General features: G+C 34.4%; 16 protein-coding genes. 1 reads left to right on the top strand and 15 read right to left on the bottom strand.

The window, feature by feature from the left end; genetic code table 11:
- Nucleotides 1–36: 36 nt before the first annotated feature.
- From G540_RS0104445 to G540_RS0104430, 4 genes are all read right to left on the bottom strand, one after another.
- Nucleotides 37–1,824 (bottom strand): ABC transporter ATP-binding protein, encoded by a 1,788-nt coding sequence (locus G540_RS0104445; protein WP_027107083.1) that lies wholly within the window; start codon nt 1,822–1,824, stop codon nt 37–39.
- The gene (locus G540_RS0104440; RefSeq protein WP_244874303.1) at nt 1,825–3,591 is read right to left on the bottom strand and encodes an ABC transporter ATP-binding protein; all 1,767 of its coding nucleotides are present in this window, start codon (nt 3,589–3,591) and stop codon (nt 1,825–1,827) included.
- 78 nt (nt 3,592–3,669) lie between these two features.
- Entirely contained in the window at nt 3,670–3,891 is a 222-nt protein-coding gene (locus G540_RS0104435; protein WP_027107081.1) for a YneF family protein, read from the bottom strand.
- 132 nt (nt 3,892–4,023) lie between these two features.
- The gene (locus G540_RS0104430; RefSeq protein WP_027107080.1) at nt 4,024–4,281 is read right to left on the bottom strand and encodes a DUF896 domain-containing protein; all 258 of its coding nucleotides are present in this window, start codon (nt 4,279–4,281) and stop codon (nt 4,024–4,026) included.
- Nucleotides 4,282–4,438: 157 nt separating this feature from the next.
- Here G540_RS0104430 and lexA point away from each other — a divergent pair, with 157 nt between their 5' ends.
- The gene (lexA, locus tag G540_RS07050) at nt 4,439–5,014 is read left to right on the top strand and encodes a transcriptional repressor LexA (RefSeq protein ID WP_051188962.1); all 576 of its coding nucleotides are present in this window, start codon (nt 4,439–4,441) and stop codon (nt 5,012–5,014) included.
- Between the two features lie 33 nt (nt 5,015–5,047).
- Here the strand turns inward: lexA and recN are convergent, their stop codons facing one another.
- The 11 genes from recN to G540_RS0104370 form a co-directional block, all read right to left on the bottom strand.
- Nucleotides 5,048–6,718 carry a DNA repair protein RecN gene (gene recN / locus G540_RS0104420; protein ID WP_027107079.1) on the bottom strand — a complete coding sequence of 557 codons (1,671 nt, stop codon included), beginning with the start codon at nt 6,716–6,718 and terminating at the stop codon, nt 5,048–5,050.
- Nucleotides 6,719–6,751: 33 nt separating this feature from the next.
- Nucleotides 6,752–7,207 (bottom strand): arginine repressor, encoded by a 456-nt coding sequence (locus G540_RS0104415; RefSeq protein WP_027107078.1) that lies wholly within the window; start codon nt 7,205–7,207, stop codon nt 6,752–6,754.
- Nucleotides 7,208–7,231: 24 nt separating this feature from the next.
- Entirely contained in the window at nt 7,232–8,050 is an 819-nt protein-coding gene (locus G540_RS0104410) for a TlyA family RNA methyltransferase (RefSeq protein ID WP_027107077.1), read from the bottom strand.
- Between the two features lie 142 nt (nt 8,051–8,192).
- On the bottom strand, nt 8,193–9,074 hold the full coding sequence (locus G540_RS0104405; protein ID WP_027107076.1) for a polyprenyl synthetase family protein: 882 nt from the start codon (nt 9,072–9,074) through the stop codon (nt 8,193–8,195).
- Complete coding sequence (locus tag G540_RS0104400; protein WP_027107075.1) at nt 9,067–9,303, bottom strand: exodeoxyribonuclease VII small subunit; 237 nt, start codon at nt 9,301–9,303, stop codon at nt 9,067–9,069. The genes G540_RS0104405 and G540_RS0104400 overlap by 8 nt, the downstream gene beginning before the upstream one ends.
- The gene (gene xseA, locus G540_RS0104395) at nt 9,287–10,645 is read right to left on the bottom strand and encodes an exodeoxyribonuclease VII large subunit (RefSeq protein ID WP_027107074.1); all 1,359 of its coding nucleotides are present in this window, start codon (nt 10,643–10,645) and stop codon (nt 9,287–9,289) included. Before xseA ends, G540_RS0104400 begins: the two co-directional genes overlap by 17 nt.
- 2 nt (nt 10,646–10,647) lie before the next feature.
- On the bottom strand, nt 10,648–11,496 hold the full coding sequence (gene folD, locus G540_RS0104390; RefSeq protein ID WP_027107073.1) for a bifunctional methylenetetrahydrofolate dehydrogenase/methenyltetrahydrofolate cyclohydrolase FolD: 849 nt from the start codon (nt 11,494–11,496) through the stop codon (nt 10,648–10,650).
- 96 nt (nt 11,497–11,592) lie between these two features.
- Entirely contained in the window at nt 11,593–12,042 is a 450-nt protein-coding gene (gene nusB, locus G540_RS0104385) for a transcription antitermination factor NusB (protein WP_027107072.1), read from the bottom strand.
- Entirely contained in the window at nt 12,039–12,476 is a 438-nt protein-coding gene (locus G540_RS0104380; RefSeq protein WP_027107071.1) for an Asp23/Gls24 family envelope stress response protein, read from the bottom strand. The genes nusB and G540_RS0104380 overlap by 4 nt, the downstream gene beginning before the upstream one ends.
- 18 nt (nt 12,477–12,494) lie before the next feature.
- Nucleotides 12,495–13,052 carry an elongation factor P gene (gene efp / locus G540_RS0104375; RefSeq protein WP_027107070.1) on the bottom strand — a complete coding sequence of 186 codons (558 nt, stop codon included), beginning with the start codon at nt 13,050–13,052 and terminating at the stop codon, nt 12,495–12,497.
- 155 nt (nt 13,053–13,207) lie between these two features.
- Nucleotides 13,208–14,284: a M24 family metallopeptidase gene (locus G540_RS0104370; RefSeq protein ID WP_027107069.1), complete on the bottom strand. Its 1,077-nt coding sequence runs from the start codon at nt 14,282–14,284 to the stop codon at nt 13,208–13,210.
- Between the last annotated feature and the right edge of the window lie 24 nt (nt 14,285–14,308).

Here is a 14,308-nt window from a genome sequence, read left to right as displayed (position 1 = left end):
GAACCTAGTATCTTGGTTGCAAGCTAATCTTCTTTTTTAATTTTCTAAACTTTGTAATTTATATAGTGTTGCATAGCGACAATCCGCTTGCATTAAACTTTGGTGATTACCCATTTCTACAATCCGACCTTGATCTAAAACAACAATCTTATCGGCATCTTTAATCGTTGATAAACGGTGTGCAATCATAATTGTCGTCCGATTTTGACGCATTTTTTCTAAACTTTCTTGAATATGATTTTCCGTTTGCGTATCAATATTCGATGTAGCTTCATCTAAAATTAAAATTTTCGGAGCTTGCACAATAGTTCGCGCAAAAGCGATTAATTGCCGCTCACCAACTGAAAATTCTTGGCCCCGTTCCGTCACTGGTGTTTGATATTTTTGGGGTAACTTTTCAATAAAAGTATCTGCCTTTACAAATTCAGCCGCCGCTTGTACAGCTTGATCACTAATATTTTGATTATACATACGAATATTAAAATTCACATCACCATGAAATAAAAATGGTTCTTGTAAAACGAGACCCGTTTTTTTCCGTAATTCAGCTTGTGTATAGTCACGAACATCAGCACCATCGATTAAAATTTGACCACTTTGAATTTCATAAAAACGTAATAAAACATTGATCAATGAACTCTTACCGCTACCTGTAGTTCCGACAATCGCCACCGTTTCTCCTGGGGCAATTTTTAAATTAATCCGATCCAAAATTAACTCATCTTCATAAGAAAAAGAGACATCTTTAAATTCAATCGCACCTTCTTCAATACTTAAATCACTCACTTGAGCTTGTTGAGGAATCGTTTCTTCGTTATCTAATAAATCTAAAATACGTTTACCAGCTACAATCCCTTTTTGAAAAACAGCTAAATATTTCAAAACATTCGCTAAAGGGTTAAAAAAGATTTGTAACGTCGCTAAAAAATAATATAAAGTCCCCGCACTAATATAAGCAGCTCCATAATGAGGTGTTATACCAAAATAAGTCAAAACAATAACTTCAGCTAAAATAAAACCTAACGAAACAATCGGATATAAAAATAACGAATTAATTTTAATCATCCGCATTTGATTTTTAGCATAAGCTTGATTATTGATTTCAAACTGTTTTAAAGACTTGGCTTGTTGTTGGAATTGTTGAATCAAACTCATTCCCATTAAACTTTCATTCAATTGCGTATTAATCGCACTTAAATAGGTCCGATCTTTTTGAAAAATTTTCGTACTATAAGAACGATATAAAGCCATTACAAGCCCTAAAATCGGTAAAAACAGCGCTACATAGAAGGCTACCGTTAAATTCACTCTTGCCATCCCAATAAAGGCCGTAATAATCGCTAAACTAGCCACAATCATATTTAAAAACAAAGTCCAAAAATCGTATAAGACTTTCGTATCATTGGTCACATGCGAAATAATTGCCCCAGTTGGTGTTAAGTCAAAATATTTTAAACCTAATGTTTGTAATTTTTTAAATAAATCAAACCGAATAGCTTCTAGTGTACGTTCAGCCCCCATAGAAAATAGAAACTGTTGTAAAAATTGAGAAAAAGCTTTAACTAAGACTAATGTAAAATAAAAACCCGCCATCATCATTAAAACATGTAAATTCAAATCATTAGGGCGTAAATCATCTTCCATAAATTTACCCAAAACAGCTGGTAAATAAATATTTAAGGCACTCACTGCCACCGCAAAAATAATCGCAACTATAAATTGCAGACTGAAACGACGTGAATATGGCAATAAACGCTTTAACACATTTAATTGTTCGCGCCGCGTTAAAGTTGGTTGCGTTTTAACTTGGTTTGTTTTTTCCATCTATTCAGCCTCCATTTCTGTCACTAATTTTTGCATAGTATATGTTTGATAATACCAACCTTGTTGCGCTAAGAGTTGTTGATGCGTACCTTGTTCAATAATTTGACCATCTTGCACAACTATAATCCAGTCAGCATTAATGACAGAACTTAAGCGACTCGCTGCAATTAAGGTGGTTTTATTTTGACGAACTTTTTGTAATTCCGCCAAAATATGATGTTCTGTTTTAGCATCGACAGCCGATAAAGAATCATCTAAAATTAATAACTCTGGATTCAATAATAAGGCCCGCGCCATTGCCATCCGTTGCCGTTGTCCCCCAGATAATGAGTTCCCCATTTCCTTAACAGGTTGCGCATATTGCTGCGGCATCGCCTTAATCGCTTCATCTAAGCCGACCATCTGAGCTACCGCTTGAATTTCAGCCAAAGTTGCCTCGGGTTGCGCAAAAGCAATATTTTCTTGAATGGTCGTTGAAAATAAAAAGCTTTCTTGTGGGACATAACCAATTTGTTTTAAATATGAATTAATTTCATACGTGAAAATATTATGTTGATTAATTGTAATTTCACCTTGATATGTTTTGAAATCACGCATTAACAAGTTCAAAATAGTTGATTTACCAGCTCCAGTTGGTCCGACGATCCCTAAAGTTTCTCCATTGCGGACTTCAAAATTAATATTTTTCAAGACTTCTCTTGTACTATTTGGATATTTAAAATCAGCAATCTGAAATTTAATTTCAGAAATATGAGTTAATGGTTGTGTTGCTGTAACCGGATTTTCTTCTGGTTGTTCCGCTAACATTTTCATAATACGATCATAACTAGCATTCCCACGTTCTAAAATATTGAACAAATAACCAATCGCAAACATCGGCCACACTAAAGTCCCCATATATGCAATAAAACTCACTAATTGTCCAATGGTGATTGTTTGTTGAATGACATATTTTCCACCAAAATAAATAATTGCCACATATGATAAACCAATAATAATGGTTGTAAACGGATCGAATAAAGCATCTAATAAATAAGCTTTTTTATTGGCATGAATTGCTCGTTGGATATATTTTTTGAAATCTTGTGTATCTTCTTTTTCTTGACCTAAAGCTTTAATTACTTTTACCCCTAAAACACTCTCTTGGGTTTTATTATTTAGCTCAGAAAAAGCGGCTTGTGATTGCATAAAAGAACTATGAATCTTCTTCCCTAACAAACTAGCCATTAAAGCTAAAAATGGTAAAGGAATAATTGCTAATAAAGTTAAACGAAAATCAACAAAAATACACATAGCTAATAAGGTTGCGACACCAGTAATAATCGAATCAGCTAAAGTCAAAATCCCCATCCCTGAAACGTCACGCACAGCATCAATATCATTAGTCGCATGCGCCATTAAATCACCAATCCGATGTTTTTGATAAAAAGTTCGATCCATTTTCATATAATGTTTGAAAATACGCGAACGTAAATTCCGTTCCAAAATCAACGAACCACCAAAAATATACCTCCGCCATAAATAACGTAATAAATATTGCAAAAAGCCAATCACAATTAAAGAACTCACTGCAAAAAATAAATAAGTTAGACTAATCTGATGTTGATTTAATTTATTAACGATTAAACCAATCACATGCGGTGGAATAACATTTAAAGCCGCGACTAAAATCAGCGCAATAACGCCTCGTATATACAGACCTTTTTCTTTTTTGAAAAACCAACTTAATTTCTTAAAAATGCTCACCCAATCACCTGCTTTCCTCATAAAATTTCTGTTTATAATCTATCATATCAAAAATAAAAAAACTTACCATAACTTTCATTATGGTAAGTTTGGTTACGATTATTTGTCGTAAGTTGTTTTCATTGCGTTCATCATTTGACGCAATTTCTTTTGGGATGGTTTTTGACCCATTTGAATCATTAAACTTTTTAGCATTTGTTCATTGATAGGTGGATTCTTTTGCAAGTAACTTTCCATATATTTACGGGATGCGAAAAAGCCGATAACCAATCCTGCTACTAAAGCAACAACGATCAATACGATCCATACTCCTGTTGACATGTATATAAAACCCCTTTCTAATCACTCAAAAATAAGTTTACACAAAAAAAGCTTAAAAATAAAGCATTTTATTCAAAAGTCTAAAAAAGCATAGCAACTACTTTCTAAGCCACTATGCTCTCAAACATTTCATTAATCGTCACGCAATCCGCGTTCTCTTTGAATATCTTTAACTTTATCTGGTGTTACTTCGTTGCCGTCTTTATCGTAAACTTGTAACATTTCAACTTGACTCCGGAAGTTTTCGCGGAACATTTTAAGATATTTCTTTCTTAATTTTTCTTGTTCTTTTGTTTCTTCAGCAGTTAAGCCAGATTCTTTTTTCTTTTTAGATAATTCATTAATACGATCGATTAATTCTTGTGGAATTGCACCATTGTTTGCTTCCATTTCAAAAACCTCTCTTCTTGAAATACTTTAAAAGTACTATTTTTTTATATACTTATAATAGCGAAATTTCAGCTAAAATACAAGCTAAACGAACGTTTGTTTGTAAAGATTTAATTCTATGTTATACTTACTTAAAATCATCTGAGGAGGTCTAAAAATGTCGCAACCTACCGAACGCCAAAAAGCCGTTTTACGTTATATTTATGACTATATTTCCGATCAAGGTTATCCTCCAACCGTCCGCGAAATCGGTCTGGGCGTTAATCTTTCTTCATCATCGACAGTTCATGGTCACTTAAAACGCTTAAATGAAAAAGGTTTTTTAGAAAAAGATAAGACTAAACCACGTGCTATGGGGATCACTGCCAAAGGTATTAGCACTTTAGGTCTGGCACCTTTATTAACAAAAATGCCAATTATCGCACAAATCACTAGCGACCATGCCGATTTATCCCAAGAAGAAGTGTTAAATTATTGTCCCATCCCGAATCAATATCATGCTTATGCTGATCTATTTATGTTTCAAATACCTCATAACAACTTAAAAGAATTCGGTATCTTAAAAGGCGATTCTTTAATTATTCAAAAACAAAATATTGCAGCTGAAAATGACTTAATTATTGCCGTTGATGAAAACCAACAAATTACATATCAAGCTTATACCAAAGAAGATTTTTCACGTGATTTAATTATCTTAGGTAAAATCGTAGGCTTCTTACGTGATTTAACATAATAAAAAACTCCGTTCAATTGAACGGAGTCTTTTTTAGTTTTGTGCCATTTTTAACATTTCTTTAGCGTGACTAATCGTTAATTCAGTTACTTTCGATCCAGATAAAAGACGCGCCAATTCTAAAATACGCTCTTCCTGATTTAAATCTTGCATTTTTGTTTCTGTGCGACCATTGATAACTTCTTTCACAATATAAATATGATGGTTCGCAATCGCAGCTACTTGCGGCAAGTGCGTAATACATAAAACTTGTGAATGTTGTGCAATTTGACTAATTTTTTCTGCCATAGACTGAGCTACTCGACCACTCACACCCGTATCAACTTCATCAAAAATAATACTTGTAATGCCTTGTTGTTGGGCAAAAATTGTTTTCAAAGCTAACATAATCCGTGATAGTTCCCCACCGGAAGCAATTTTAACTAATGGCCCCATCAACTCACCCGGATTCGTTTGAATATAAAATTCAACTTGATCAAATCCATTTTTAGTTAATTCTGTTTGTTCTTGGAAACGCACTTCAAAGATTGCTTTTTCCATATAAAGTGAACTTAATTGTTGATGCACCGCTTGGACTAAGGATTGCGCTGTCTTCTGCCGTAATTGCGTTAATTCGCGCGCTAGTTCTGCTGCTTCTTGATATGTTTTTGCCACAAAATCTGCTTGTTCTTTAGCGTTAGTTTCTGTCGCCTGCATATCATCGAGTTCTTGTTTAATATCAGTTAAATACTGCAAAATTTGTGGGATCGAATTACCGTATTTACGTTTTAATTGATGGATTAACTCTAATCGTTGTTCCACTTCATCGAGTCGTTCTTCATCCCATTCTAGAGAGCTTAATTCATTAGAAATTTCATAAGTAACATCTTGTAAATTATAAAAAGATTCCGAAACTTTTTCATAAATTTGTTTGAATTCATCAGATAAATCACTTAATGCTTCTAACGATGACATCGCATAGCCTAACTGACCGACCACATCTTGCGTTTCTCCCGCTAAAATTTGATGACTTTCATTTAACCCTGCACTAATAACTTGATAATTATCTAATTTTTTCTTTTCTGCTTGTAACTCGGCTTCTTCATCCTCATTTAACATAGCAGCTTCAATTTCTTCAACTTGAAATTGCAACATATCTAATCGTTGCGCCCAAGCTTTTTCATTCTTTTCACGTTCCGCTAATGCTTTTTGGGCTTTTTGATATTTAGCAAAAGCCTCCAGGTAAGCAGCTTTGACCGGCATGATTTCCAAACTATAATCATCAAGTAACTGTAAATGTTTATCAGCATTCATTAATTCTTGGTGTTCATTTTGTCCATGAATATCAATTAATGATTCACCTACGCGGCGTAAAGTCGATAAATTGACCATAACACCATTAATTCGACAAATATTACGGCCACTTTGATATAAATCACGTTCTAAAATTAAACCATCAGCTTCATTATCAATACCTAATTCAGCTAACAAAGCTTGCGTCTTAGCTTTATCGTTAATTACAAAAAAGCCTTGAATAATAGCTTTCTTAGCGCCTTTGCGAATATATTCACTCGAACCACGCCCACCAGCTAACAAGCCTAAAGCATCGATAATAATTGACTTACCGGCACCAGTTTCACCAGTTAAGACCGTCATTTGACTTTCAAAATCAATATTCATTTTTTCGATAATCGCAAAATCACGAATAGTTAATTCTTGTAACATCTAACAACCTCTCTTCTCTAACTGTAAGCTAAATTACTTATCTAATAAGGCAAAGATAATTTTTTGCATTTTTTGAGCATCATTTTCAGACCGCGCAAAAATCATGACTTTTTCATCATTATCCATGACCGCAAAAACTTCTTCATAATTCATTTGTTCAATTAAATTAGCTACTAAAGGACCATTTCCGGGTAGTACTTTTAAAACACAAAATGATTGATTATAATCAGACATCACATAAACATCATGTAAGACTTTCTTTAATTTATATTCTGTGTCTAATTTATGTTCAATTGGTAAACTATAACGATATTGACCATTTTCCATTGGGACTTTAATTAATTGTAAATCTTTCACATCCCGGGAAATTGTGGCTTGGGTCACAATCACACCTTGTTGTTCTAAATAAACAACAAAATCTTCTTGGCGACAAATTTCTTTTTCGGCAATTAATTTCTTTATAAGTTTGTGTCGATCATTCTTTTTCATGGACGATCACCATTCCTCATATGTTTATTTTAAAGTTGCTTGTGCTTGTTTAATCACAGCTTGCGGATCAATGTCAGCAGAAATCGCACCTTGATCGAGTTCACAAGCTTCTAATTCAGCTAAAAACTCAACGTTACCAGATCCACCAGTAATTGGTGAAAAGTCTAATGATTTTACCAGATAACCACTTTGAGCCGCAAAACCTAAGATTTTTTCTAAAACTTCTAAATGAACTTTTTCATCTTTCACAATCCCTTTTTTACCAACTTTTTCACGTCCAGCTTCAAACTGTGGCTTAATTAAAGCTACTACAGTCCCACCAGGTTTAATAATGGTATGTAAGTTCGGTAAAATTAATTGTAAAGAAATAAAAGACACATCGATCGTTACAAAATCTGGTTGTCCTTGCGTAAAATCAGCTAATTCACTATAACGGAAATTAGTATTTTCCATCACAACAACCCGTGGATCTTGGCGAAGTTTCCAAGCTAATTGATTGGTTCCAACATCTAAAGCATAGCTTAATTTAGCCCCTTTTTGTAAGGCAACGTCAGTAAAGCCCCCTGTTGAAGAGCCGATATCCAAGACAGTCTTGTCTTTAATATTAAGTTTGAAAACTTTCAACGCTTTCTCTAATTTTAAACCACCACGACTAACATATGGCATTTTAGTTCCTTTAAAATGCAATTTAGTTTCCGGTGAGATTTTCATTCCTGGTTTATCAAGTCGTTCTTCATTTTCACCGAGAATTTCTCCCGCCATAACAGCACGTTTAGCTTGTTCTCGTGTTTCAAATAAACCTTGTTCAACTAATAAAACATCAATACGTTCTTTTTTCTTCATGTATTTTTATACCTCAATTTAATCGTTATCTTGCCTCTTTAAACTAGGCAATTCTTATCATTTAATTATAACATAAATCTTTTTTACAAAATCAAACAAAAAAAGCATCCACTACCAATATTTTGATAGGGATACTTTTTATTTACATTTTAAAATATTTTAAAAACTCACTAATTAACTGAATGTCTAATCCTGTTTGTGCTAATTGGTTTAAAGCTTGCTGAGCAGCTTGTAGCGTCTCTTCTAAAGCTTGATAAGCACCTTTGAGCCCTAGAATGCCGGGATAAGTATTTTTAGCGTGGTCAGCGTCTTTTTGGACCGCTTTCCCTAGTTCTGCTTGTGTCCCCACAACATCTAAAATATCATCATAAATTTGAAAAGCTAAACCAAAGGCTTGTCCAAAAGCACGTAAAGCTTGGTTTTGTTGAGCTGTCGCTTGACTTAAAATCCCACCAGCTTCACAAGCATATACTAACAAAGCACCTGTTTTATCATGATGGACGGCGGCTAGTTCGGTCAAAGTTAATTTCAATTGTTCGCCTAAAATATCGCCAACTTGTCCATTAATCATACCGGCTGGCCCTGCAGCTTGCGCTAAATTAGCAATTAATTGCAGTTTAATTTCAGCTGGGAGTTTAATTTGTGCTAACCATTCAAAAGCTGTCGTTAAAAGACCATCTCCTGCTAAAACTGCCATTGCTTGTCCAAAAACTTTATGATTCGTTGGTTTACCACGACGTAAATCATCATTATCCATCTCGGGTAAATCATCATGAATCAACGAATACGTATGAATAAATTCTAACGCACACGCTGCTTTGAGTTCATTTGCTTGAATTTCACCTTGAAAACTTTGAACTACAGCTAAAGTTAATAATGGTCGTAATCTTTTACCACCAGCTGTAATCGAATAAAGCATAGCGTCTTTAATTTCAGGTCGACAATCTAAAGCTTCTAAATATTGCACCATTTCTTTTTCAATTAATGGTTGATATTCTTGCATAAATTGACTTAAATTATTCATCTGCCGCGCCTTTTTCAAATGGTTCTTCAACTTGATCTTCATTAATGATTTTGGCTAACGTTTTTTCAGCTTGAGTGAGTTCATTTTGTAATTTCTTACTTAAAATTACACCTTTTTGAAATTTATCTAGTGCTTCTTTTAAAGGAACGTCACCTTGTTCTAATTGTTGCACAATTTGTTCTAATTGCCCAAGTTCTTCTTCAAAACTAAGTTTATTTTGTTCTGTCAAAATTATCACCCTTTTTTATTTCTTTAATTGTGGCTGTTGCTTGTCCATCTTGCAAATACAAATCCAAATCTTGTTCTAACGTTAAATCAGCTACACTGGTCACTACTTGATGATCATAAGTAGCATATAAATAACCTTTACCCATGATTTTTAACGGACTTAACATATCTAAGGCTTGACATTGATTCGCAAAAGCTTGTTTTTTATCATGCAATAAGCGTTCTACATTACGCATTAAGAACTCTTCTTGATAAGCTATTTTATCATGCAATTGTTGAATTTTTTGTCGTTGATCAACAGTCTGCAATTGGGCTTGTTGTTGGAAATAAGCTTGTTGTTTATTGCGTAAAAGCGCAGCGACAGCTTGTTGATTCCGAATTGTTAAATTATCAATTCTTTGTAAATAAGCTTCATACAAACGTGTTGGTTGCATAAATAAATATGACTGTAAACTTTGATTTAAACGAGCATTTAACAAATCAATTTTGCGTTTTAAAGCTTGAATTAAACGATTCCTTTGTTGTTCTAATTTCCAAACTTCTTCCGTTAGAACTGGAACAGCTAATTCAGCAGCCGCGGTTGGTGTGGCAGCTCGTTGATCAGCTACAAGATCAGCAATCGTTGTATCCGTTTCATGTCCAACAGAAGAAATAACCGGAATCTGACTCGCTACAATCGCGCGTGCAACTGGTTCTTCGTTAAAAGCCCACAAATCTTCAATCGAACCACCACCACGACCAATAATAATGGTATCAAAACCACCAATTTCATTAACTTGTTGGATTTGTTTAACCAAACTCGGTGCTGCATTGTTCCCTTGCACAACAGCTGGAAAAAGGACAATTTGCGCAATTGGGTAACGCCGCCGAACAGTATTAATAATATCGCGAATAACGGCCCCGGATGGACTAGTGATAACCGCAATTTTTTTCGGGAATTTAGGTAATGGTTTTTTCGGTAAAGCAAATAAACCGTCTTGAGCTAACTTAGCTTTTAATTGGTTATAAGCTTGATATAAAGCACCCACTCCATCTGGTTGGATATCTTCAATATAAAATTGATAATTACCATTTTGGGGATAAACATCTATATATCCTATCGCTAAAACGTTCATTCCTTCTTCTAAATTAAATTTCAATTTAGAAAAATTCCATTTATACATAACAGCATCAATCACAGCTTTATCATCTTTCAAACTGAAATATTGATGCTTAGGACGCATACGAAAATTAGAGATTTCTCCGGTCACATAAACCCGTTTTAAATACGGATCAGCCGTGAATTTTCGTTTAACATATTGCGTCAAAGCCGATACTGTTAAATAATTTTGTTTCGTAGACATCCTTAATTCAAACTTCTTTCTGCAAATTCGATCGTTTGTTGCATTAACATCGCAATTGTCATCGGACCGACTCCTCGTGGGACTGGTGTTAAGTAACCTGCTTTGCCATTTACACTAGCAAAATCAACATCACCAACTAATTTACCAGCCGCATTCCGGTTCATACCAACATCAATTACAACTGCTCCTTCTTTAACATAATCAGCATCCACAAATTCACCACGCCCAATTGCGACGACTAAAATATCTGCTTCTCGAGCAATTTCTTTTAAATTTTGTGTCCGACTATGAGTCACAGTTACTGTGGCATTCGCATTTAATAACAAAGCAGCCATCGGACGGCCAACAATATTACTACGGCCAATTACGACCGCGTTTTTACCAGTCACATCAATGTTATATTCTTTGAAAAATTCCATAATTCCATGTGGTGTACATGGTAAAGCTAATGGTTCATTCATAAATAAATGTCCCATATTAACAGGATGGAAACCATCAACGTCTTTTAACGGACTGATTGCTTGCGTAATGCGATCTTCATTAATATGTTTAGGTAATGGTAACTGAACTAAAATACCGTGGACTGTTTCATCAGCATTATATTTAGCAATTAAATCTAAAATTTCAGCCTCTGTTGTTGTTTCTGGTAAGCGAATATCAATTGCATTAATTCCAATTTGTTCAGCTGCTCTTGTTTTATTGCGAACATAAACTTGACTGGCTGGATCTTCACCTACTAAAACAACGACCAAACTAGGCTCGATGTTTTGTTCTTTTAATTTGGTAGCGCGCAAACGTAAATTCTCTTTAATCTTCTTAGAAAGTTCATTCCCATTCATAATTACTGTCATTGTATAATTACCTCGCTAGCGAATTTTTATTTTTTTATAATTTGTTACCATACACTAAAAATAGAGCCAAACTAAATGTAGTCTGACTCTAAGTTTTTATTGAGCTACTTTATCTAAAACAGCGTTAATAAAACCGCGTGTCTTATCGTCACTGAATTTTTTAGATAGTTGTAGTGCTTCATTAATTGCGACGTTATTAGGTACGTCTTCTTCGTATTTCATTTCGTAAATCGCTAAACGTAAAATGATTAAATCAGTTTTTGTTAAGCGACCTAATGACCAGCCTTTTTTAAGGTGTTGGATAATTTCAGCATCAATATCAGCTTGGTTAACTAAAACACCTGAAACTAATTGGTCTAAATATTCCGGAATTGCAATTTCTGCTTCCGTTGTTTCCATTTCTTCAATTACTGCTTCGTCAAGATTGTTTTTCCATTCATCGACTAATTGAAGATAAATTTCGCTTCTTTCAGCTTCAATATTACTATTAAGCATAAATAATGCTTGAAAAGCTAATTCGCGAGTATCATGTCTATTTAAAATCACGCTTCATCACCATTGTTTTCATCAAATAAGTTATCTGGATCTACAACTTGTTCTTCTTTTTCTTGTTCAGGTACAACGCCTTCAACATGAACGTTAACTTCAGCAAGTTCTAAACCTGTCATAAATAATACTTGTTGACGAACTTTCTCTTGAATAGATACTGCTACTTTAGGAACAGCTACACCGTAGTCTAAGAAGGCATAAACATCAACAGATAATTGAGAATCATCTTTTTCTAATTTAACACCTTTACCACGACTGTGACGTCCGAATAATTCGGATAAGCTATTTGCTAAAGAGCCACGCATGGAATATACGCCATCAACTTTGCTGGCAGCAATCCCAATAATAATTTCAATTACTTCAGGAGCAATTCTAACTTCTCCTAAACTTGGTTCTTGACTTGTTAAGACAATATTGTTATCTTCAGCCATTTGAAACCCTCCTTTTAATTAAGCACGGGAAATGTATGTTCCATCTGTTGTGTTAACTGTTAAAACATCACCATCATTGATGAAGAATGGAACTTGCACAACTAAGCCAGTTTCCATAACAGCTGGTTTTGAACCACCAGAAGCTGTATCCCCTTTGATACCTGGTTCTGTTTCACGAACAGCTAAATCAACTGTGTTTGGTAATTCAACACCGATTGTTTCTGTACCATACATAATGATACTTACTTCCATGTTTTCTTTTAAGTAATTCAATTCGGATTCGATTTGATCACCTGGTAATTCTAATTGTTCATATGTTGCCATATCCATGAAGACGTGGTTTGTACCGTCTGCATATAAATATTGCATTTTCTTACGATCGATTTGTGCTAAGGCTACTTTTTCACCGGCACGGAATGTTTTTTCTTGAACAGCACCTGTACGTAAGTTCTTTAATTTTGAACGAACGAAAGCTGATCCTTTACCTGGTTTTACGTGTTGGAAATCAACAACGCGCCAAATTCCTCCATCTACTTCAATTGTTAAACCAGTTTTAAATTCATTTACTGAAATCATATCTACTTTTCCTCCTCAGGAACAATTTTGCGCAAATTTTTAAGCAATTTGCTACTATTCCCTGAATTTTATCACTATTAAGCATATTATATTATTTATCGCATTTCAATGCAATTAAAGTTATTGGTTATTTTTATGGGAAAAATTTAATCCCTTTATAATTGCACAAAATCACGTGGGAAATCACTTAAAATTTCATAACCATTTTCTGTCACTAAAATATCATCTTCAATCCGTACACCACCAATATTAGGTAGATAAATACCCGGTTCGACAGTAATCACTTGCCCAGCTTGTAATGGTTCTTCCACGCCGCGAGTGACATTTGGTAATTCATGAATATCTAATCCAATCCCGTGTCCCATTCCATGACTGAAATATTCACCATAGCCAGCATCAACAATTACTTGCCGACCAATTTGATCTAATTGCGCACCCGTCACGCCTGGTTTAACAGCCGCAATTGTGGCTTGTTGTGCTTTTAAAACTATCTCATGAATTTCTTTCAACCGTGCTGTATGTTCACCTTCACCAACGCTAAAAGTCCGTGTCACATCTGATGTATAACGATTAAAATAATAACCAAAGTCTAATGTCACAAAATCGCCAGCCGCAATCACTTTATCACTCGCAACTCCATGCGGTAAAGCGGATCGTTCCCCACTAGCCACGATTGTTTCAAAAGAAGCTTCACTAGCACCAATACTTTTCATAAAATAATCTAATTCATTAGCAACATAACGTTCTGTTTGCCCAGGTTTAATATGATCTAAAACAAATTCATAACCTAATTTAGCTAAACGACAAGCTTCTTTAATCGTATCAATTTCAGCTTGATCTTTAACGGAACGAATTTTCTCAATAACTTGATCCATCGGCACAATATCACTTACTGCATATTCATCTAAAAAGTCATATTGTAAGTAACTAATTGTATTTTCAAATCCTAAAGCTACCAAGTTTTCTTTTTCAACAAGGTCTAAAGCCACACCTAAATAATCACGTGTAATTAAAGCTTGATAATCTGGAGCTTCAATTTGAACTTGTTTTGTAAAACGACCATCAGTAATTAAATACAAATTATTTTCAGTAATTAATAAAACACCTGCATCGCCAGTAAATCCACTTAAATAATAAACATTACGTAAATCTGTCACTAAAAAACAATCAATGCGCATTGCAGCCATTTGTTGGCGTAATTGATTGCTTCGTTTGTTATATACACTTTCCATTCAAAAGCCCCCTTTTTTATTATT

Source organism: Ligilactobacillus ceti DSM 22408, from assembly GCF_000423245.1.
Classification (GTDB): Bacteria; Bacillota; Bacilli; order Lactobacillales; family Lactobacillaceae; genus Ligilactobacillus; species Ligilactobacillus ceti.
Note: the sequence above shows the minus strand (reverse complement) of the source record. Positions and strands in the feature narration are given on the sequence as shown.